The organism is Microcella indica, from assembly GCF_013414345.1.
Classification (GTDB): domain Bacteria; phylum Actinomycetota; class Actinomycetes; order Actinomycetales; family Microbacteriaceae; genus Microcella; species Microcella indica.
This window is the reverse complement of the sequence record NZ_CP058670.1, coordinates 2,471,039-2,489,944: the sequence shown is the minus strand read 5'-3', so window position 1 is coordinate 2,489,944 and position 18,906 is coordinate 2,471,039. Positions and strand designations below refer to the sequence as shown.

Genomic DNA, 18,906 nt, shown 5'->3' with positions numbered 1-18,906 from the left:
ACCCCTACTGCTGCTCCTTGAGGACGATGCTGTACTGCAGCGTGTCGGCGTTCTCGCCCTCCCCCGCGATGTAGACCGCGGTGACGGTGTACGTGTCGTTCTCGTACAGGTAGTTGAGCAGCCCGCCGTAGTCGGCCTCCTGCGTGAGCGCGTAGCCGGAGTCTTCGAGGTCGCCGCGCAGCTGGTCGACCACCTCGGGCCCGGAGATCTCGAAGCTCGCCGTGAAGTTGCCGTCGACTCCCGCCGAGAACAGCACGGAGCCATCAGGGGTGGGCACGTCGGAGGGCCAGCTGTCGGGCAGGCTCGCCCCGCCGCCTCCGTCGACGTCGATGTTGACGCCGGTCTGGTCCTCGATGAGGTTCTCGACACCGCCCTCAACGAGATTCTCGGTGAGCTGCTCGAGCGGGTTGCCGAAGCATCCGGTCAGGCCCAGGGTGACGGCGAGGGCGAGGGCGCCCACGGCGGGTGCAGTGCGTCGCATGACTTCTCCTGATTCGGGGCTGCCCGCACGAGGCGAGGCGATCGGGGTACGTCGCCGCCCGGGAGCGCCGGGGGCGTCGTGCTGTGCCTCCAGTGTGCCGAGGTCGCGGGCGATATGCCATAGGTAGGCACTACCTAGACCAGACTGGGGAGACGGCGGGCGTGCTCATCGGCTTCGCGATCATCGGGTCGGTGATCGCCGTCGGCTACTTCGTCGGGCGCGTCGGAGTGCTCGGCCCGACCGCCGCCGTCGTGCTCGGGCGGGCCGCCTTCTTCGTGTTCCTCCCCGCGCTCCTGTTCAGCGTCATGGCCGAGGCCGACCTCGCAGAACTGTTCTCGGCGCTGCTGCCCGTCTCCGCGATCGCGGCGCTCTCGTGCATGCTCGCGTTCGTGCTGCTCGCGCGCCTCCTCTGGCGTCGAGGGCCTCCAGCGCTCACGATCGGCGCTCTGGCCTCCGGCTACGTCAACGCGAACAACATCGGCCTGCCCGTCGCCGCGTACGTGATCGGCGACCCCACCCTCGTCGCCCCGGTGATCCTCCTGCAGCTGGTCGTGTTCGCGCCCATCGCCCTCACGATCCTCGATGTCACGACGAGCGGCCGGCTCTCGATCGGCCGGGTGCTCACGCAGCCGGTGCGCAACCCGCTCATCATCGCCTCGGTGCTCGGGCTCGTCGTCGCCCTGCTCGGCGTCGACCTCCCCGACCCGGTCGTCGAGCCGTTCCGTCTGCTCGGCGCCGCCGCGGTGCCGGCCGTCCTCGTCGTCTTCGGGTTGTCTTTGCACGGTCGCCGCATCCTGGAGCCGGGGAGCGGGCGACGGGATGTTCTGCTCGCCGTCATCCTCAAGAGCATCGTCATGCCGCTCGTCGCGTGGGGCCTCGGCGCACTCGTGTTCGGGCTCGAGGGCGTCGCGCTCTTCACCGTCGTCGTGCTCGCGGCCCTGCCGACGGCGCAGAACGTCTACACCTACGCGGCCCGCTACCAGACGGCCATGCCGCTCGCGCGAGACTCCGGTCTCATCTCGACGGCGCTCGCCGTGCCGATCCTCGTCGTCATCGCGGCGCTCCTGGCACCGTAGCGACCCTGCTCACGGAATCAGCCCGAGGCCTCGGCCCGACCCCTCGCTAGAAGATCATCGGGCGGTCGTCGTCCTCCTGCTCGAGCGCGAGCTCGACCACGACGGGCACGTGGTCACTCGGGCTGTCACCCTTGCGCTGCTCCCGCTCGATGCTCGCACCCGCCACGAGGTCGGCGAAGCCGCGCGAGCCGAGGATGAAGTCGATGCGCATGCCCTCGTTGCGGGGGAACCGCAGCTGCTTGTAGTCCCAGAAGGTGAAGCCCTCCGGAACGAGCGGGCGCACGACGTCGGAGAGCCCCGCGGCCTCGAGCCCCGCGAAGGCCTCGCGCTCGGCGGGGGAGATGTGGGTGGAGACACCGGGCACGAAGCTCGGGTCGCCCATGTCGGCGTCGGTGGGAGCCACGTTGAAGTCGCCGGTGAGCGCGAGCGGAGCATCCGGATTCTCGCTCAGCCACGTGCGCGCCTCCTCGGCCGCTGCACGCAGGAAGCGCAGTTTGTAGTCGAGGTGCGGGTCGTCGAGGGCGCGGCCGTTGGGAACGTAGAGGCTCCACACCCGCACGCCGTCGATCGTGGCGCCGAGCGCGCGGGCTTCGAGGGGAGCATCCGGTCCCTCGTGCGCCTTCGCGAAACCGGGCTGGTCGGTCAGCTCGGTCGCGACGTCGGTGAGCGGAAGGCGGCTCGCGATCGCGACGCCGTTCCACTGGTTCAGTCCGTGCGCGATGACCTCGTAGCCGGCCTCCTCGAACGGTGCCATGGGGAACTGCTCGGGCTTGCACTTGATCTCCTGCATTGCGAGCACGTCGACGTCGGACTGCACGAGGAAGTCGACGACGCGAGCGTGACGGGTGCGGATCGAGTTGACGTTCCAGGTGGCGATGCGCATGGCACCAGCCTAGGCACGGAGCGGCCGATCGCCCCGCAGTAGAGTGGCGTGCGTGACCGACGCGCGCGAGAAGCTCATCCAGTTCATCCGCGACGAGGCCGTCTTCCACGGCGAGTTCACGCTCTCGAGCGGAGCGACGGCGAGCTACTACATCGACCTGCGCCGACTCAGCCTCGACCACCGTGCGGCCCCGCTCATCGGCCAGGTCATGTGCGACCTCATCGCCGACATCCCCGACGTCGCCGCGGTCGGCGGGCTCACCATGGGCGCCGACCCCATCGCCGCCGCTGTGCTGCACCAGGGGGTCGCCCGCGGACTCACGTACGACGCCGTCGTCGTGCGCAAGGCTCCCAAGGATCACGGTCGCGGCCGGCAGGTCGAGGGGCCCGACGTCGACGGCAAGCGCGTCGTCGTGCTCGAAGACACCTCGACGACGGGCGGGTCGCCCCTCACTGCGGCGCGCGCCCTCGAGGCCGCCGGGGCGACGGTCGTCGCCGTCGCGGTCGTCGTCGACAGGGCGACGGATGCTCGGCGCGTGATCGAGGAGGCCGGCTACGAGTACCGCGCGGCGATCGGGCTGGCCGACCTCGGGCTCGCGTGAGCGACGAGCGCGCGCACGAGACGGGGGCGCCCGCGGGCGGCTCGCCGGGCCCGCTAGGGAAGCGTCCGCGCATCCTTCTCTGGATCGCGGGCGCGATCGTGGCCGTGCTCGCCCTCGCCGGCCTCTTCCTGCTCGGCACGCGCCTGCCCGACCTGCTCGCACCGGCGCCGGTCGTGACGCCGACGCCCACCCCCACCCCCACGCCGACCGAGACGGTCGAGCCGGTGGGGCCCGTCGAGCCCGATGAGTACCGGTGGGACGACCTGCTCGGCGGCGAGTGCCTCGACCCCTACGTGGATGCGTGGCAGGACGAGTACACGGTCGTCGACTGCGCCGAGCCGCACGGCGGGCAGCTAATCGCGCGGGTGACCTACGACCTCGGAGCGGAGGACGACGCGCCGTACCCCGGCCGGGAGGCGCTGAGCGCGCCGCTCTACCTGGCGTGCACCGACCCGGCCGTGCTCGACCCCTCGGCGGCAGGTGCCTACGACGACCTCGCCGTGCAGAGCTCGTACCCCGTCACCGAGGAGCAGTGGGACGAGGGGCATCGGGAGTACTCGTGCTTCGTGAGCCGCACGTCGGGTGAGCCTCTCACGGGCAGCCTCGCGGTGCCGCCCGTCGATCAGTAGTCGCTCATGGCTCGACGGACAGATCGGGCTCGTAGAGCTCGGTCTCGAGCGGCTCGGCGGTGACGAGCTCGTGCACTCCCGTGAGAATCTCGCTCGGGCGGAACGGGTACTTGGCGATCTCGGTCTCGTCGCTGATGCCCGTGAGGACGAGCACGGTGTGGAGCCCCGCTTCGATGCCGGCGACGATGTCGGTGTCCATGCGGTCGCCGATCATCGCCGTGTTCTCGCTGTGCGCGCCGATGCGGTTCATGGCGGAGCGGAACATCATCGGGTTGGGCTTGCCGACGACGTACGGCTCCTTGCCGGTGGCCTTCGTGATGAGGGCGCTGATCGCACCCGTGGCGGGCATGGGGCCGTCGGCGCTCGGCCCGGTCGCGTCGGGGTTGGTGGCGATGAAGCGCGAGCCGTTGCCGATGAGGCGGATCGCCTTCGTGATCGCGTCGAAGGAGTAGTTGCGGGTCTCCCCGACGACGACGTAGTCGGGGTTCGTCTCGGTCATGATGAAGCCCGCCTCGTGCAGGGCGGTCGTGATGCCGGCTTCGCCGATGACGTAGGCGGTGCCGTTCGGCATCTGACTGGCGCAGAAGTCTGCGGTGGCCATCGCGGAGGTCCAGATCGACTCCTCGGGCACGTCGAGGCCGCTCGCGCGCAGGCGGGCGGCGAGATCCCGCGGCGTGTAGATGGAGTTGTTGGTGAGCACGAGGAAGGGCGTGCCGGTGTCGCGCCACTGCTGGATGAGCGCGGCGGCGCCGGGGAGGGCGGCGTTCTCGTGCACGAGCACGCCGTCCATGTCGGTCAGCCAGCACTCGATCTCGCGGCGGTCGCTCATGCCGCTCAGCCTAGCGAGGCGGGTGAGGGATGCTGTGCTCGCCGTTCAGCTCCGTGACGGGCATCCCGAGCCGGTCGCTCATGACCTGCACGGCCTCGGGGTTCGCGTCGATGCTCACGCTGCGGCGGCCGAGCTCGTGGGCGGCGGCGGCTGTCGTGCCGCTGCCGGCAAAGGGGTCGAGCACCCAGTCGCCCTCGCGGCTCGAGGCGGCGACGATGCGCCGCAGGACGCCGAGGGGTTTCTGGGTCGGGTAGCCGGTCTTCTCGCGGCCGTTGGTGGTGACGATCGTGTGCCACCACACGTCGGTGGGCAGCTTGCCGCGCGCCGCCTTCTCGGGAGTGACGAGGCCCGGCGCCATGTACGGCTCGCGGTCGACGGCGTCGGAGTCGAAGTAGTAGGCGTCGGGGTTCTTGACGTAGACGAGGATCGTGTCGTGCTTCGTCGGCCAGCGTCGGCGGGACTTGGCTCCGTAGTCGTAGGCCCAGATGAGCTCGTTGAGGAAGCATGCGCGGCCGAAGAGGGCGTCGAGGGCGACCTTCGCGTAGTGCGCTTCGCGCCAGTCGAGGTGCAGGTAGAGGGTGCCGTCGTCGCGCAGCACGCGGTGGACCTGCTCGAGGCGCGGGGCGAGGAAGCCCCAGTAGTCGAGGAACGTGTCGTCGTAGCGGCCGAGCGTCTCGACGGTGCGGCGGTAGCTCGTGCCCTGGAACCCGAGGTAGGCGCCGTCGGGGTCGCGCGTGCTCGTGGTGCTACGGCGCTGCTGCGTGCGACCTGTGTTGAAGGGCGGGTCGAGGTAGACGAGCTGCATGCTCGCGTCAGGCAGGTGCGCCATGGCGGCGAGGTTGTCGCCGTGGAGGAGCAGGTCGGCGCCGTCGGGAGTCCAGATCTGCGGAGGGGCCGACGGCGGGATCGAGCGCGCGGGTGTCTTTCGCGGCGCGCTCATGGGCTGAGGTTAACAGGCGAGGCGGGTCGCTGGGTCGGTGCGGTACTGCCGCCCGCTGGGTGCCGTCCACTCGAGCACGCCGCCGCCTGCCTGGTGCACGAGCCAGGCGGTCTGATGCTTGAGTCGGTGGTGGGCCTCGCACAGGTGGGCGAGGTTGTCATGTCGCGTGGCCCCGGAGTGCTGCCAGTCGACCGTGTGGTCGACGTCGGCGCTCGCCGCACTGCGACCGCAGCCCGGGAACCGGCAGGTCTCGTCGCGAATGCGCAACCACAGCCGCAGGTCGCGGGGCACCGCGTAGCGGTCGCGCCCGACGGAGAGCACCGCGCCGGTCTCGGGGTGGGTGAGGAGGCGGGTGAAGCTGGGGGCGTGAGCGGCGAGGCGCCGGGCGACGTCGGCCGAGATGGGTCCGTAGCCCTCGAGCGTCGCTGGCGGCACAGGGGAGACGGGTGCGGCGCCGCGGTCGAGGAGGGTGAGGGCGGGCACGGTCACGAGCACCTGCGCCCGCACGCCGCGACCCGCACCCGAGCCGGACACGATGCCGTCGTGCAGGAGGTCGGTCATGACGTCGGCGCGGCGCTGGGCGAGAGTGCGGTCGTCGCGCTGCTCTGCGTCACCGGAGCCGCCGAGGCTCGAGGCAATCTCGCTCACACGCCGATAGGCCGCGATCGCGTTCTCGGCCGGCAGATAGGCGGTGAGCCAGGCCATGCCGTCGCGGGCAGGCTCGAGGCGAACATCGCGGCGTTCGCGAGCGTCGCGACACCGCTCATCGATCGAGTCGGGGTGCAGGCGCTCGCGCACGATGCGGGCGCGTTGGCGGAGGCCGGCAGCCGTGCGCGTCGTGGACTCCGGCAGGAGGGTCTTCTCGAACTCGTCGTGCGACGACGGCGGCAGGTTGCGGGCTTCATCGACGATCGCCACGGTGTGGGCGTAGCTCAGTGCACCCTCCCGCAGGGCCGCGTGCGTGCCCGGGAGAGTCGTGGTGAGGGCCGCGCTCTCGTCCAGGAGGGACTGCGCGGCTGACTCGGAGACGCGCAGGGCCGCGGCGAGTTCGGTCGCGGCCACGCGGCGGGCGGTCACCGCGGTATCCCAGCCGCCCGAGCGCCCACCCTGCGCATCCCGCTCGGCAGCCGTCAGGATGAGGCGCCGCAGCTCGTCGATCGCGACCGCGCGCGACGCCGCGAGGGAGGCGGTCAGCCGCTCGAGCGCGATGATCGCGTCGAGGATCGCCGAGACGCCGCCGTCGACGGCGGCTGTCGCCGTCCGGGGGAGCTCGGAGGTGGTCATGGGTCTAGTCGAGCAGGGACCACCGACATTCGAGAGGGGGAGACGTGGAGGCGTGTGCCCGGTGGAAAAGCCTTCTGATCAGGGCTTCTGTGAAGGAGCGGCGGGATCGTCACGGGGTGCGATTGCGGGTGCGGGTGCGGGCGGGTGTGCGGCCGCAGGCTCCGGCGCACCGCCCGCCTCACCCACCGGCTCCGGCACCCTGCGCCGCCGCCCGCGCAACTGCACGGCAAGCGCGAGCAGCAGCACGCCGAGTGCCGCACCCGCCGCCGGCGAGAACCCGACGAGCAGGATCACCGTGACCCCCGCGACTCCGAGCAGCACCTTCGTCGCCGCGAGCAGGGGTGACATCGTCACCTCGCGGTCGTCGTGCCGACTGCGGTCGAACTGCCGCACGAGCATGACGATGGGCACGAGCGCGACCGCGATCGCGACGAGGAAGAGCTGCCGCGTCTGCCACCACTGCAGGCTCAGCGGTTCGGGGAACGGCAGGTTCGAGATGAGCATGACGACCACGACGAGCACGATCACGGGCACGTGCCACAGGTAGATCGTCATCGAGTTCGCGTTCACCCACAGGCCGACGCGGGCGACGCGCGGCTTGTCGGCGAGTGCCCGCAGCCACGGGTGCGCCGTCGCGAACAGCATCAGCTGGCCCACCCCGAGCACGAGGATGCACACGGTTGGCGGGTTGAGGTTCTCGTACATGTCGGTCGAATACCCGAACACGGTCGTGAGGAACAGGAGCAGCGCGAACGCAGCCACGGCCAGCAGGAACAGCGCCCAGCGCGGTAGGACGCCGATGATGCCGTCGGCATACGCGAACCCGAGCTGCTGGATGAGCACCCACACGAAGAACAGGTTGAGGGCTCCGAGCAGCTCGAGGCCCGTCGCGGCCACGACGGAGTCGACCGTGACCGCCGCGAGCAGCAGCGCGCCGAGGGTCAGGCGCGGGGCCCGCTCGTGCAGGGCGGTCATCCCGGGAACCAGCCCCGCGCATCCGATGTACACCGCCAAGAACCACAGCGGCTGCCCGATGCGGAAGCCGACCTCGCGCAGAATGTCGGCGGGCAGCCCGGTGAGAGCGAGGATGGCGAGCGTGAGCCCGACGAGCGCGAACAACAGCACCGCCGGTCGCACGAGCCGCGTGATGCGCATGCGCACGTAGTCGGAGGCCGAGACGCCCGCGGCCCGCAGCCGCCGCCACTGCGTGAGGCTCGAGAACCCGCCCAGCAGGAAGAACAGCGGCATGACCTGCACGGCCCACGTCGACCACGCGAAGTTGGGATGCCCGTCCAGAGCGTTCGTGATCGTGAGGCCCTCAGGCCCCACCGTGAAGCCCGCCATCATCGCGTGCAGCCCGACGACGACGATGAGGCACGCGGCCTTCACGAAGTCGACCGCGGTGTCGCGCCCTGTGCTGGGCACGGGAGGCGGGGCGGCGGGCGAGCTCGCTTCGGTCGTGGCCACGCGGTCGTCCCTTCGCGATCGTCGGCGCTCGGCATCCGCCGACGTGCGCCGGCTGCTTCGAGGCTACGTCACGCCGGGGCTACGCTCGAGAAATGACTGACGGAGGAGAGTCGCGGGGGCTCGAGCGCACCCCCGAGCCCACGCCAGAGTGGACTACCCACGGCCTCGGTCCGCACCCTCGACCGTGGCCCGACGACCCCCGACTCGACCCCGAGCTGCTCGAGCACGGCGACACCCGCAACGTGCTCGACGAGTACCGCTACTGGAGCATGGCTGCGATCGTCGCCCACCTCGACGAACGTCGTCACCCCTTCCACGTGGCCATCGAGAACTGGCAGCACGACATGAACATCGGCTCGATCGTGCGCAGCGCCAACGCGTTCCTCGCGAGCGAGGTGCACATCGTCGGCCGCCGTCGCTGGAACAAGCGCGGCGCGATGGTCACCGACCGCTACCAGCACGTGCGCCACCACTCCGACATCGCCGAGCTCATCGCCTTCGCGCGTGCGCACGACCTGCCGATCGTCGCGGTCGACAATGTGCCCGGCTCCGTTCCCGTGGATGCTGCGCCCCTGCCGCGCGCGTGCATCCTGCTGTTCGGGCAGGAGGGGCCGGGGCTCAGCGAGGCGGCGCTCGCCGCGGCCGATCAGGTCATCGAGATCCGGCAGTACGGGTCGACGCGCTCGATCAACGCGAGCGCCGCGGCCGCCGTCGTCATGCACGAGTGGGTGCGGGTGCACGCGGCGGGAGCGGAGCATCCCGAGACGAACGGTTCTTGACGGCGCCCGCCGCAACCGGTGGACTGAGCCCATGACTGCGATCACCGACGATCTGCCCGCCCAGCTCATCCGCCAGGAGCACGACGGGTGGGAGGCGCTGTGCCGCGGCGAAGGCGGCACCCACTACCACCACGCGATGACCGAGGACGCGGTCATGCTCGTCGATACGGGCGTCATCGAGCGCGGTGCCGTGCTCGCGGCGCTCGAAGGCTCCCCGTGGGACTCCTACGAGCTGAGCGAGCAGCGCGTCGTGCGCCTCGGCGACCGCGCGGCGATCCTCGTCTACCGGGCGCGCGCGGTGCGGGGCGACGATGTCGTGGACCGACGCATGAGCACGACATACGTGTACCAGGAGGGTCGCTGGCGCACGGCGGCGCACCAGCAGACGCCTGTCGTGTAGCGGCCCGGCACCGCCAGCGCCTCAGCGCACGGGACGCACCCTGATCGGTCCCTTCGCCGTCGACGGGTCGACGACCCGGCCGCCCTGCGTGATCTCGACCTCGCCCGCGGCGACGAGGCGTCGCGCGGCACGGCGTGCCGGCTCCATGAGCGCGCGCCAGGGCTCGGTTCCCGGCTCGGCGGTGGGCGCATCCGGGCGGGAGGCGGCGACGGCGCGCGCCGCCTCGCTCGGGCAGATCGTCGCGCCGGCCGCGCGGCTCGCCAGCAGGCTCCGGATGCTCGCCTCGAGCTCGCGATCCACCGCGGTCACGCCCCGCCGTCGGCACGCGTCGCTGCACCAGCGCACGTTCTCCCAGTCGCGCGCCCACCGTGCGCGCCACTCGATGCGCCGGCCGCACGCGGCGCAGTTCTTCGGCGCTCGCGCGGCCGAGTCGCCACTCTCGAGGTCTCTCTGTCGGCCCACGCTTACAGTGTCGGCGCCAACACCGTGAGTCGGCCGGGTGCCGGGCCGCGCGGGCCGCACCGCGCCCAGCACCCCGCCCATCTCCACAATTCAGGAGATGCGGCTCGGCCTCGGCGTCCACAGTCCCCAGGGTGAGGGCCGTACCGGCGCGTCGCGAGTCGGAGGCGCGCAGGATCTCCTGAGTTGTGGAGGTCAGCGTCGGCGCACGAGCAGCATCCCGACCGCGGCGATCACCGCGACGGCGACCCCCGTTCCGCCGAAGAGCAGCAGCGGGCCGCCCGCCTCGTAGGCGTGGCCGGAGACCATGGCGGCGATCGTCGCGGCGGCCAGACCGATGCCGCGCAACAGGCCCTGTGCCGACCCGGCTCGTGCGGGGTCGACGGCGTGGGCCATCGCGGCACCCGCGCCGATGACGGCGAGCGCCTGCCCCGTCGACTCCACGAACCCGAGCCCCGTGGCGACCCACGGGTTGCCGATGATGCCGTAGATGCCCACGATCGGCAGCAGCAGGAGGAGCCCGCGCCAGTAGGCCGCGACACCTCCGCGGCGGTCGGCGAGGCGCCCCGCCCAGGCGGCGAGGAGAACGTAGGGAATGGCGAAGAGGACGTAGCTCGTTGCCGTCAGCAGGGGGCCAGCCCCGATGTCGGCCATGTACCGCGGCCAGATGCCGTCGTACGCGCCGGTCGGCACCATGACGGCGGCGTAGAGCAGCACGATGCCGATGATGCTGGGGCGGCGCAGCAGGTCGAAGCTCGAGCGCGGGGTGGACGTCGCGGGAGGCGCCGCGGTGGGTTCGGCAGCGGGCTGGGCCGCGGGCTCGGGAGCGCGGTCGAACCCGACGACCCCGGCGGCGATGCCCGCCACGCCCGCGGTGATGCCGCCCGTGCGGGGGTGCGGGTCGTCCCCGAGCGAGGGTGTCGCGCGGTGCTCGCGGAACCCGATGAGAACGGGCACGAGGGCCGCGAGCACGCACGCGGCGGCGACCGCGAGAATGACGGAGGGGGAGGCGATCGCGACTGCCGCACCCGAAGCGAGCGGCCCGACCGCGATGCCGGCGAGCTCGGCCGCTCCGAGGCGACCGAGCAGCTCGCCGCTGCGCGCGGGATCGCTGCGCACGAGCAGGGCGCTCGCGGCGATCACGAAGATGCCGAAGCCGAAACCGCCGAGCCCGCGCGCGGCGATGAGCTGCCAGCCCGCGCCGGCCGCGGCGCTCAAGGCGAGGGAGGCGGCGATGAGCAGCACGCCCGCGACCGCCATGAGGCGGGCGTGGCCGCGGTCGGCGGCGGGAGCGACGAGAAGCTCGGCGATGAGGGCGGCGCCGAAGCCGGCGGCGGCGAGGTAGCCGATCTCGGCGGTGCTCACGCCGAGGGTGCTCTGCAGGGCGGGAATGAGCGGGAAGATGACGAAGGACCCGCCGGAGAGCAGCACCATGCTCACGACGACGCTCGGCACGAGCCGCGCCGAGGGGCGCGGCGCCCGGGCGTGGGGGGCGGTGCGGGTGCGGCTGAGCATCCCGTTCTCTTTCCGGTCATGGTCGCGATGCGACCTTGTTATCCAACTGGACAATAAAGCTAGCACGTGCTGTCCACCTGGACAACGGGCCCCCGGTCGCGCCTATGCTCGAGGCGTGGCAGAACGCAAGACATCCGACGAGCGGCGCGACGAGATCGTGCGCGCCACGCTGCGCCTCGTCGCTACCAAGGGCTTCGCCGGGGTGACGCTGCGGGATGTCGCGGCCGAGGTCGGCGTCGTGCACGGGCTCATCCGCCACTACTTCGCGAGCCGCGATGACCTCGTCGCCGCGGCCTTCGACGACGCGGTCACGCGCGAGCTCGCGAGCGACCGCGCCCAACTCGACGGGCTCGAGCCGCTCGCCGCCCTCGCGGGCTGGCTCTCCGCCACGCCCGAGCACCACTACCGCGTGTGGATCGACGCGTGGAGCGAAGCGCCCCGCACGCCCGCCCTCGCCGCCGCCCTCGACCGGCACCACCGCGACTGCGAGCACATCCTCATCGACCTCATCGAGCGCGTCGTCGACGCGGGCATCGCGACGAGCGTCGACCCCGCAGCCGACGCGCGCATGCTCACCGCGGTGGCCGACGGTGTCGCCGTGCAGCACCACGCCATGGACATCATCGGGGTCGACGAGGCCGACACCATCGTGCTCGGCGCGGCCGAGCAGCGGCTGGGACTCGCCCCCGGCAGCCTCGCGCGAGCCCACCCCGCCCCCGCGCGCGGGCAGTGGGCCGCGGTCTGAAGCACCACCCGCGCCCGCGTGGGTGCCCGCCCGACCCCCGGTGCGGGCGAGGCCGATAGACTCAGGGGTCATCCCGACTCGATCCGAAAGGGACCGCCATGCCTGCCGTCGTCATCATCGGAGCCCAGTGGGGCGACGAGGGAAAAGGCAAGGCGACCGACCTCCTCGCCGGCCGCATCGACTACGTCGTCAAGTTCAACGGCGGCAACAACGCTGGCCACACGGTCGTCGTCGGTGACGAGAAGTACGCCCTGCACCTGCTGCCGAGCGGCATCCTCACCGAGGGCGTCATCCCCGTCATCGCGAACGGTGTGGTCGTCGACATCGAGGTGCTGTTCGACGAGCTCACGGCGCTCAGCGCGCGCGGCGTCGACGTGTCGAAGCTCCTCGTGAGCGGCAACGCCCACGTCATCACGCAGTACCACCGCACGATCGACAAGGTCACCGAGCGCTTCCTCGGCAAGCGCCAGATCGGCACGACCGGGCGCGGCATCGGCCCCGCCTACGCCGACAAGATCAACCGCGTCGGCATCCGCGTGCAGGATCTCTTCGACGAGAAGATCCTGCGCCAGAAGGTCGAGGGCGCCCTCGACCAGAAGAACCACCTGCTCGTCAAGGTCTACAACCGCAGGGCGATCCTCGTCGACGAGGTCGTCGACGACCTGCTGGCGTACGCCGAGCGCCTGCGCCCGATGGTCGCCGACACCGCCCTCGTTCTGCACGAGGCGCTCGAGCGCGGCGAGACCGTGCTCTTCGAGGGCGGCCAGGCGACGATGCTCGACGTCGACCACGGCACCTACCCTTTCGTCACCTCGTCGAGCTCGACGAGCGGCGGCGCGGCCACCGGCTCGGGCATCGGCCCCAACCGCATCGACCGGGTCATCGGCATCGTCAAGGCGTACACGACGCGCGTCGGCGCCGGGCCCTTCCCGACCGAGCTGTTCGACGAGTCCGGTGAATTCCTGCGCAAGACCGGCTTCGAGTTCGGCACGACGACGGGGCGCCCGCGCCGCTGCGGCTGGTACGACGCGCCCATCGCTCGATACACGGCACGCATCAACGGCGTCACCGACTTCGTCATGACGAAGCTCGACGTGCTCACGGGCCTCGAGCGCATCCCCGTGTGCGTCGCCTACGAGGTCGACGGCGTGCGGTTCGACGAGATTCCCGTCTCGCAGAGCGACTTCCACCACGCGAAGCCCGTCTACGAGGAGCTACCAGGGTGGACCGAGGACATCACCGGTGCGCGCACTTTCGACGACCTGCCGACGAATGCGCAGGACTACGTGCTCGCGATCGAGGCGATGAGCGGCGCGCGCATCTCGGCGATCGGCGTGGGGCCTGGTCGCGACGCGATCATCCAGCGCCACGACCTGCTCGACTGACGGCGAGCATGGCGTACCCGACGACCCCGCCGCCGTTCGAGGTGCTCTCCGGGCACGGCGTCACGCTCGAGCCGTACCGCGACGATCACCTGCCGGGGCTGACGGCGGCGCTCGCGCACCGCGAGGTCTTCGCGGGCGGCTGGGGCGGTGGCCCGGCGGGCTTCCGAGAGGGCGAGGACTTCGCGCGCTGGCTGCCGGAGTACCTGCCGATCGGTCGCGGGCATCCGTACGTGGTGCGGGATGCCCGGGGCGAGGTCGTCGGAACCTCGAGCCTCACCGACTTCTCGCCGATCCTGCAGTACGCCCACCTGGGCTGGACGGCGTACGCGCCCGAGCACTGGGGCGCGGGCGTCAACGCCGCCTGCAAGCTCCTGCTGCTCGGTCACGTGTTCGCGCACGGCTACGGTCGCGTCAAGCTGCAAGCAGACATGCTCAACGAGCGCTCCCGAGCGGCGATGGCGAGCATCGGCGCGCACTTCGAGGGCGTCGTGCGGCGCGAGCAGCCCCGGTCAGACGGCTCGTGGCGCGACACCGCCCAGTTCTCGGTGACCGTCGACGACTGGCCCGAGGTTCGCGCCGTGCTCGAGCGACGGGTCGCGCGCGGACGCTCCTGAGCGCGAGCCCCTAGGAGACTGCTGAACAAGGGGTCTTGACCGTGGTCGGCTGGGCCGTGTCGGTTCTCTGGGCGGGCGTCGGTGGCTCGGTTCTTGGTCTGCCGTGCCAATAGTTGTCTGCCCGGAAGGCGGCGTTGCGGCACTGTTGGCGGGGGTTCCGCCGAGCTGCGACCGTGATTGGGCGCACTGGCTGGCTCTATCCGAGCGCCCAGTTCCCGTTGTGGAAGGTGAGGCCGAGGTTGAGAAGTCGTTTGAGGTTGATTCCGGCGGCGCGGGTGACCCACCAGGCGTTGTTCTTCGCGACGCCACGGAACGGCACGCGTCTGGCGTCGCGGGTGAGCCACGCGATTGAGCGTTCGACCATTGGCCGGTGTTGCCGGTAATCGGCTTGGAAGCCAGGATCCGCGGCTCGGGCCCGGTGTTCGCGTTTGATCCGGTCATGCGCAGTCACGGTCATCTTCCGTCCTCGCGCCGCCGTGGTGCATCGAAGCTTCAACGGACAGGAGGAGCAGACGCTGCCGAAGGTCACTGTTCCCTTGGCGGCGATCGGTCGGGTGACTCCGGCCGGGCAGGTCATCGTTCCCGCGGTGTCATCGACGGTGAAGTCATCGATGGTGAACCCGTCAGGAACCGCCCGGGCCAGCGGCATCGGCTTGATAATCGCGGTGTGACCGGCGGTTCCGATCTGGTCGAGCAGCTCACCGCTGCCGTAGGCCGAATCGGCCAGCACGTCGACCGGTTCCTCGCCGATGCTGGTATCGGCGGTGAGCAGCTCCGCCCCGCGGGCCGCGTCGCTGTTCGCCGCCCCGGACGCCTTCGTGAGGGCGGCAGCGGTGACCAGACCGGTGTCCGGCTCGATCACAACGTGGGCTTTGAAGCCGTCCTGCTTCTTCTCCCGCGACTTGTGCGCATGCCGGGTGTCCGGATCAACGGTTGAGATCATCCGCTCCGGGGCGACCTTCCGGGCGATCCGCCACCGCCCATCGGTGCCATCGGAATCCTCCGCCGGCTCAACGTCCTGCCCTGCGACCAGTGCCAGCAACGCCACCGTTTCCTGCTGCTTCTCGCTCAGTTCGACACCGTCGAGCTCCGCCAGCAGCGTCAACGCGTCGTTCACCAACGCTGAGACGAGCAGATCGCGGGCGGCCGGGTCATCCCAGGCAATGTCCGGCTTCCCAGGCGTGGAGTAGTCATGCCCGGGCAGGCCCGCGATGAGCTCCGCCGTTGCGGGGACCTCCCGCCCGACTCGGCGGATCTGCGCGATCAGCTGGGTCACCGTGTCCTGCCGGGCAACCGCATCGTCGAGGATCGTGGAATCGATCGCCCGTCGCCGTCGACCGGTCAACGCCCCCGACTGAGCGATGACCTCGGCCACGGCATCGAAGATGCGATGCGGCCGCTCACTGCCAGCCAGACGGCGCCGCCAATACGTCAACACCGACGGGTGGAACGCTGTCTGGGCCACCGCGAACCCACAGGCCGCTTTCCAGCGCAGATCAAACGTGACCGCCTCCGCAGTCTCCCGATCGGAGAGGTTATGAATCGTCTGCAACACCAACACCGACGCGATCACATCCGCCGGGATCGAGGGACGACCCCGCCCGGACGGGAACAGATCCGCGAACGCGTCATCCGGGAACAGTTGCCTCCGGTGAGCGGCCAGGAACGCGAACACCGACCCCCGCGGGAGCAAATGACCCGCCCAGGACTGAACATCCAACAGTTGACGCTGACCATCGTCACTACCCTGCATGAACCAAGTCTTAACCCGCAGCCCGGACCAGTCCGCAGGCGCGCCTTAAACCCCCGAATTGTTCAGCGGTCTCCTAGAGCGCGCCCCCCGCGGGCGCGAGTGGCTGCGGGGTCGGACTGGCGGTGAGGCCGGCCCGCGGGGACTGCTGCCGACGAAGCCAGCGCAGGGTGGGGAACTCTCGCGGCCAGTGACGCACGATCGTGTACAGGCCGCGCCAGAGGCGCACGAGGAGCGCGCCGTCGAGGGAGAGCGGGCTCGCGGAGGCGGCGAGAGTCAGACGTCGATCGACCGCGATCCTGCGCTGCGGGCCGATGTGGACGCTCAGGTCGATGTCGTCGTTCATGCGCGCGTCGTGGCGGCACACCTCGCCGCGCACCTCGTTCCACACCGTGCGCCGCATCGCGAGGGCCGAGCCCCACAGCGGGGGGTGGCCGAGTGCGAGACCCACGAGCGCGAAGTACGACCGCATGTAGAGGCGCGAGGAGCGCAGGTGCGGCCGCCCGTCGTCGTCCATGAGCGTGCCGCCGCCCGTCACGGCGGCGAGCTCGGGGTGGCGCTCGAGCAGCTCGCAGACCGACGCGATCCACGTCGCGCCCGGCACGCTGTCGGCGTCGACGCGGGCGATGAACTCGCCGCGCGCGGCGTCATACCCTGTCGCGCTCGCGGCCGGGATGCCCACCTCGCTCTCGTGCAGCACGACCGCGCCGTATCGGGCGGCGACCGCGGCGCTGTCGTCGGAGCTCGCGTTGTCGACGACGATGAATTCGAACGGCGGATGCGTCTGCGCGGAGAGCGCGTCGAGGCAACGCTGCAGGTGCTGCCGGTCATCCCGCACCGGAATGACGACCGAGACGGTCGCCCGCGGTCGATGTCGCATCGTGCCCGTGAGCGTGCTCATTGCCATCGTGTCCCCCCAGACCTGTGATCCCCTCAGGCAACCCAACCGAACCGTCGGGGTAGCGTCAATCCGCCCCCGACCCCCTGGCGCGAGCCTCTACGGTGAGCTACGCTCCGCCAGCGCCACTTCGGCCCACCGAGAGAGCGGGGCGCAATGACCCCCCTTATCGCTCGACAGGGTATGTCGTCAACCCCCTATTCGCGGTACGTCCAGGCTTCTAGCGTCATGGGCATGACTCTGACGACACACCAGGCCCCGACCGCCACGACGCAGCGCCCCAGCGCCGCCTCGTCGACGGTTCTCGACCCGACGGCCGAGCAGCTCACGCTGCCGGCCGCGTGCGGTCCCGTGAGCGCCGCGATTCGCGTGACCCTGTCGGGCTCCCCCGACCAGCCGCGCATCATCCTCTCCCTCGTCGGGCAGATCGAGCGCGCGATCATCGCGGCGCCCGAGCTGCTCGCCGATGAGGACCTCCTCCTCGCCGACCGCATGCTCGAGGGCCTGCACGGGGATCTCTGGGCGGGAGTCGACCACCGCTGGGTGGAGGACCCCGAACTGCTGGAGGCGCGCTCCACCCTGCGCACCGCGATGCTCGAAGAGGGCGCGGGCGCGGGGAGGTAGGCCGACCCGCCACGCGTGGCGAGGCGCCCCGCGTCTCACGCGTCGAGGGGCGCCGACCCGTGCGCGGGCCTGCGAGACAGTACGCTGTGGAGCATGGACGCCGTTGCCACCGATGAGCTCGCCTCGCTGCGCAAGAGCATCGACAACATCGACGCGGCGCTCGTGCACCTCCTCGCCGAGCGCTTCAAGTGCACGCAGACCGTCGGTCGGCTCAAGGCGGCGACAGGCATGCCGCCGAGCGATCCCGATCGGGAGCGCGTGCAGATCGAACGCCTGCGGGCGCTCGCCGAGGAGGCGGAGCTCGACCCCGCCTTCGCCGAGAAGTTCCTCTCCTTCATCGTCGCCGAAGTGATCCACCACCACGAGCAGATCGCCTCCACCGGCAGTATCGCTGCATCCGGCAACGACTGACGGCTCGCGCCCGTGCGCGGGTATCGGACGGCGCGATCGGCGGGAGCCGTCCGCGACCTCGCCGGGCAGTAGTCTCACTCCGTGAGTCACGAGAACCCCGCGGCGGCGACGCCTGAGCGCTCCGGTGCAGCCCCGTTCGACGGCGATGAGCCGGCACCCGCGACCGTCCCGGTAGCCCTCCCGGAGTCGACGGAGGCAGCGCCGACCGTGCCGTCCAGCTCCGATACCTGGATCGCCATCCAGTTCGGTCTCGCGGGCCTCGTGTGGGGTGCGAGCTTCCTCTTCATGGCGCTCGCCCTCGAGGGCCTCTCGCCGGCGCAGGTGGCGACGGGCCGCACCGTCTTCGGCGCGCTCACCCTCGGCCTGATCGCCCTCGTCACTCGCGACCGGCTTCCGCGCGACCGGCGCGTCTGGGGGCACCTCGCGGTGCTCTCGGTCACCTTCGCCGCGCTGCCGTACCTGCTCTTCGCATGGGCGCAGCAGTACCTCGCCTCCGGCGTCACGAGCATCCTCAACGCGACGACGCCGATTTGGACGGCCCTCCTGGCCGGGCTGCTGTTCAAGGTGGAGACGCTCGCTCGCGAGCAGATCATGGGCATTGCCGTCGGCACCCTCGGCGTCGTCGTCATCGTCGGCCCGTGGCAGGGGCTCGGTGCGGGCACGGGCGGCATCGTGCCCTACCTCGCCGTGCTCGGCGCCACTGCCTGCTACGGCGTGAGCCTCAGCTACATGCGCCGCTTCCTGCGCGACAGCGGTCTCACCGCCATCATGCTGTCGTTCGTCATGATCGCCCTCGCGGCGGTCTGGATGCTCATCCTCACCCCCGCGATCGGCCTCGACCCGATGACGCTCACGCCCTCGGTGGTCATCGCGATCGTGCTGCTCGGGGCGCTCGGCACGGGCTTCGCCTACGCGTGGAACCAGAACGTCGTGCGCGTGTGGGGTGCGACCCGGTCGGCGACCGTCACGTACATCTCCCCGGTCGTGGGCGTCGCGCTCGGCGTGCTCGTCCTCGGCGAGGTGCTCGTGTGGAACGAGCCGGTCGGCGCTCTGCTCGTGCTGCTCGGAGTGCTCCTCGCGCAGCGACGGCTGCGCCTGCCCGTGCGGCGACGTGCCCGCGCCGGGGTCGTCTAGCG

At 71.0% G+C, this 18,906-nt stretch carries 21 protein-coding genes; 11 read left to right on the top strand and 10 right to left on the bottom strand.

Annotated elements, in window-relative coordinates; all coding sequences use genetic code 11:
* Positions 1–4 precede the first annotated feature (4 nt).
* Positions 5–481 carry a hypothetical protein gene (locus tag HUJ41_RS12140; RefSeq protein WP_179872760.1) on the bottom strand — a complete coding sequence of 159 codons (477 nt, stop codon included), beginning with the start codon at positions 479–481 and terminating at the stop codon, positions 5–7.
* 161 nt (positions 482–642) lie between these two features.
* Here HUJ41_RS12140 and HUJ41_RS12135 point away from each other — a divergent pair, with 161 nt between their 5' ends.
* Positions 643–1,557 (top strand): AEC family transporter, encoded by a 915-nt coding sequence (locus tag HUJ41_RS12135; RefSeq protein ID WP_246299250.1) that lies wholly within the window; start codon positions 643–645, stop codon positions 1,555–1,557.
* A 46-nt stretch (positions 1,558–1,603) separates the two neighbouring features.
* Here the strand turns inward: HUJ41_RS12135 and HUJ41_RS12130 are convergent, their stop codons facing one another.
* Positions 1,604–2,440 carry an exodeoxyribonuclease III gene (locus HUJ41_RS12130; protein ID WP_179872759.1) on the bottom strand — a complete coding sequence of 279 codons (837 nt, stop codon included), beginning with the start codon at positions 2,438–2,440 and terminating at the stop codon, positions 1,604–1,606.
* A 52-nt stretch (positions 2,441–2,492) separates the two neighbouring features.
* On the opposite strand from HUJ41_RS12130, the gene pyrE reads away from it, so the two are divergent.
* Together pyrE and HUJ41_RS12120 are read left to right on the top strand one after the other, a co-directional pair.
* Entirely contained in the window at positions 2,493–3,041 is a 549-nt protein-coding gene (gene pyrE, locus HUJ41_RS12125; RefSeq protein WP_179872758.1) for an orotate phosphoribosyltransferase, read from the top strand.
* A complete protein-coding gene (locus HUJ41_RS12120) occupies positions 3,038–3,670 on the top strand; it encodes a septum formation family protein (RefSeq protein ID WP_179872757.1) in 633 nt (210 codons plus the stop codon). Before pyrE ends, HUJ41_RS12120 begins: the two co-directional genes overlap by 4 nt.
* A 4-nt stretch (positions 3,671–3,674) precedes the next feature.
* Here HUJ41_RS12120 and HUJ41_RS12115 read toward each other — a convergent pair whose 3' ends face one another.
* The 4 genes from HUJ41_RS12115 to HUJ41_RS12100 all read right to left on the bottom strand — a co-directional run bounded on the left by HUJ41_RS12115 (position 3,675) and on the right by HUJ41_RS12100 (position 8,190).
* On the bottom strand, positions 3,675–4,499 hold the full coding sequence (locus tag HUJ41_RS12115; protein ID WP_179872756.1) for an HAD-IIA family hydrolase: 825 nt from the start codon (positions 4,497–4,499) through the stop codon (positions 3,675–3,677).
* Between the two features lie 10 nt (positions 4,500–4,509).
* A complete protein-coding gene (locus HUJ41_RS12110) occupies positions 4,510–5,439 on the bottom strand; it encodes a DNA-methyltransferase (RefSeq protein WP_179872755.1) in 930 nt (309 codons plus the stop codon).
* Positions 5,440–5,448: 9 nt separating this feature from the next.
* A complete protein-coding gene (locus tag HUJ41_RS12105; protein WP_179872754.1) occupies positions 5,449–6,723 on the bottom strand; it encodes an HNH endonuclease signature motif containing protein in 1,275 nt (424 codons plus the stop codon).
* Between the two features lie 78 nt (positions 6,724–6,801).
* Complete coding sequence (locus HUJ41_RS12100; protein WP_179872753.1) at positions 6,802–8,190, bottom strand: acyltransferase family protein; 1,389 nt, start codon at positions 8,188–8,190, stop codon at positions 6,802–6,804.
* Positions 8,191–8,282: 92 nt separating this feature from the next.
* Between HUJ41_RS12100 and HUJ41_RS12095 the strand changes: the two genes are divergently transcribed.
* Together HUJ41_RS12095 and HUJ41_RS12090 are read left to right on the top strand one after the other, a co-directional pair.
* A complete protein-coding gene (locus HUJ41_RS12095; protein ID WP_179872752.1) occupies positions 8,283–8,969 on the top strand; it encodes a TrmH family RNA methyltransferase in 687 nt (228 codons plus the stop codon).
* Positions 8,970–9,000: 31 nt separating this feature from the next.
* Positions 9,001–9,369, top strand: coding sequence for a nuclear transport factor 2 family protein (locus tag HUJ41_RS12090; protein ID WP_179872751.1), 369 nt, complete (start codon positions 9,001–9,003; stop codon positions 9,367–9,369).
* Positions 9,370–9,390: 21 nt separating this feature from the next.
* Here the strand turns inward: HUJ41_RS12090 and HUJ41_RS12085 are convergent, their stop codons facing one another.
* Both HUJ41_RS12085 and HUJ41_RS12080 read right to left on the bottom strand, forming a co-directional pair.
* The gene (locus HUJ41_RS12085) at positions 9,391–9,831 is read right to left on the bottom strand and encodes a DUF2256 and DUF3253 domain-containing protein (protein WP_224744491.1); all 441 of its coding nucleotides are present in this window, start codon (positions 9,829–9,831) and stop codon (positions 9,391–9,393) included.
* Positions 9,832–10,023: 192 nt separating this feature from the next.
* The gene (locus tag HUJ41_RS12080; RefSeq protein ID WP_179872749.1) at positions 10,024–11,343 is read right to left on the bottom strand and encodes an MFS transporter; all 1,320 of its coding nucleotides are present in this window, start codon (positions 11,341–11,343) and stop codon (positions 10,024–10,026) included.
* 115 nt (positions 11,344–11,458) lie between these two features.
* On the opposite strand from HUJ41_RS12080, the gene HUJ41_RS12075 reads away from it, so the two are divergent.
* From HUJ41_RS12075 to HUJ41_RS12065, 3 genes are all read left to right on the top strand, one after another.
* Positions 11,459–12,088 carry a TetR/AcrR family transcriptional regulator gene (locus HUJ41_RS12075; RefSeq protein WP_179872748.1) on the top strand — a complete coding sequence of 210 codons (630 nt, stop codon included), beginning with the start codon at positions 11,459–11,461 and terminating at the stop codon, positions 12,086–12,088.
* Positions 12,089–12,186: 98 nt separating this feature from the next.
* Complete coding sequence (locus tag HUJ41_RS12070; protein ID WP_179872747.1) at positions 12,187–13,473, top strand: adenylosuccinate synthase; 1,287 nt, start codon at positions 12,187–12,189, stop codon at positions 13,471–13,473.
* A gap of 8 nt (positions 13,474–13,481) precedes the next feature.
* Positions 13,482–14,087 (top strand): GNAT family N-acetyltransferase, encoded by a 606-nt coding sequence (locus HUJ41_RS12065; RefSeq protein ID WP_179872746.1) that lies wholly within the window; start codon positions 13,482–13,484, stop codon positions 14,085–14,087.
* Positions 14,088–14,283: 196 nt separating this feature from the next.
* Here HUJ41_RS12065 and HUJ41_RS12060 read toward each other — a convergent pair whose 3' ends face one another.
* Positions 14,284–15,840, bottom strand: a complete 1,557-nt coding sequence (locus HUJ41_RS12060; RefSeq protein WP_179871905.1) for an IS1182 family transposase — start codon at positions 15,838–15,840, stop codon at positions 14,284–14,286.
* A 73-nt stretch (positions 15,841–15,913) separates the two neighbouring features.
* Positions 15,914–16,744, bottom strand: a complete 831-nt coding sequence (locus tag HUJ41_RS12055; RefSeq protein WP_179872745.1) for a glycosyltransferase family A protein — start codon at positions 16,742–16,744, stop codon at positions 15,914–15,916.
* Between the two features lie 225 nt (positions 16,745–16,969).
* On the opposite strand from HUJ41_RS12055, the gene HUJ41_RS12050 reads away from it, so the two are divergent.
* The 3 genes from HUJ41_RS12050 (at position 16,970) to HUJ41_RS12040 (ending at position 18,904) form a co-directional block, all read left to right on the top strand.
* Positions 16,970–17,359, top strand: a complete 390-nt coding sequence (locus HUJ41_RS12050) for a hypothetical protein (RefSeq protein ID WP_179872744.1) — start codon at positions 16,970–16,972, stop codon at positions 17,357–17,359.
* A gap of 93 nt (positions 17,360–17,452) precedes the next feature.
* Positions 17,453–17,770, top strand: a complete 318-nt coding sequence (locus HUJ41_RS12045; protein ID WP_179872743.1) for a chorismate mutase — start codon at positions 17,453–17,455, stop codon at positions 17,768–17,770.
* Between the two features lie 81 nt (positions 17,771–17,851).
* Entirely contained in the window at positions 17,852–18,904 is a 1,053-nt protein-coding gene (locus HUJ41_RS12040; RefSeq protein WP_246299248.1) for a DMT family transporter, read from the top strand.
* Positions 18,905–18,906: the final 2 nt, after the last annotated feature.

What these genes read in the sequence shown, in the direction of transcription:
- HUJ41_RS12140 (WP_179872760.1), bottom strand. Translation starts at nt 481, where the DNA reads ATGCGACGCACTGCACCCGCCGTGGGCGCCCTCGCCCTCGCCGTCACC.
- HUJ41_RS12130 (WP_179872759.1), bottom strand. Translation starts at nt 2,440, where the DNA reads ATGCGCATCGCCACCTGGAACGTCAACTCGATCCGCACCCGTCACGCT.
- HUJ41_RS12115 (WP_179872756.1), bottom strand. Translation starts at nt 4,499, where the DNA reads ATGAGCGACCGCCGCGAGATCGAGTGCTGGCTGACCGACATGGACGGC.
- HUJ41_RS12110 (WP_179872755.1), bottom strand. Translation starts at nt 5,439, where the DNA reads ATGAGCGCGCCGCGAAAGACACCCGCGCGCTCGATCCCGCCGTCGGCC.
- HUJ41_RS12105 (WP_179872754.1), bottom strand. Translation starts at nt 6,723, where the DNA reads ATGACCACCTCCGAGCTCCCCCGGACGGCGACAGCCGCCGTCGACGGC.
- HUJ41_RS12095 (WP_179872752.1), top strand. Translation starts at nt 8,283, where the DNA reads ATGACTGACGGAGGAGAGTCGCGGGGGCTCGAGCGCACCCCCGAGCCC.
- HUJ41_RS12090 (WP_179872751.1), top strand. Translation starts at nt 9,001, where the DNA reads ATGACTGCGATCACCGACGATCTGCCCGCCCAGCTCATCCGCCAGGAG.
- HUJ41_RS12080 (WP_179872749.1), bottom strand. Translation starts at nt 11,343, where the DNA reads ATGCTCAGCCGCACCCGCACCGCCCCCCACGCCCGGGCGCCGCGCCCC.
- HUJ41_RS12070 (WP_179872747.1), top strand. Translation starts at nt 12,187, where the DNA reads ATGCCTGCCGTCGTCATCATCGGAGCCCAGTGGGGCGACGAGGGAAAA.
- HUJ41_RS12065 (WP_179872746.1), top strand. Translation starts at nt 13,482, where the DNA reads ATGGCGTACCCGACGACCCCGCCGCCGTTCGAGGTGCTCTCCGGGCAC.
- HUJ41_RS12060 (WP_179871905.1), bottom strand. Translation starts at nt 15,840, where the DNA reads ATGCAGGGTAGTGACGATGGTCAGCGTCAACTGTTGGATGTTCAGTCC.
- HUJ41_RS12055 (WP_179872745.1), bottom strand. Translation starts at nt 16,744, where the DNA reads ATGGCAATGAGCACGCTCACGGGCACGATGCGACATCGACCGCGGGCG.
- HUJ41_RS12050 (WP_179872744.1), top strand. Translation starts at nt 16,970, where the DNA reads ATGACTCTGACGACACACCAGGCCCCGACCGCCACGACGCAGCGCCCC.
- HUJ41_RS12045 (WP_179872743.1), top strand. Translation starts at nt 17,453, where the DNA reads ATGGACGCCGTTGCCACCGATGAGCTCGCCTCGCTGCGCAAGAGCATC.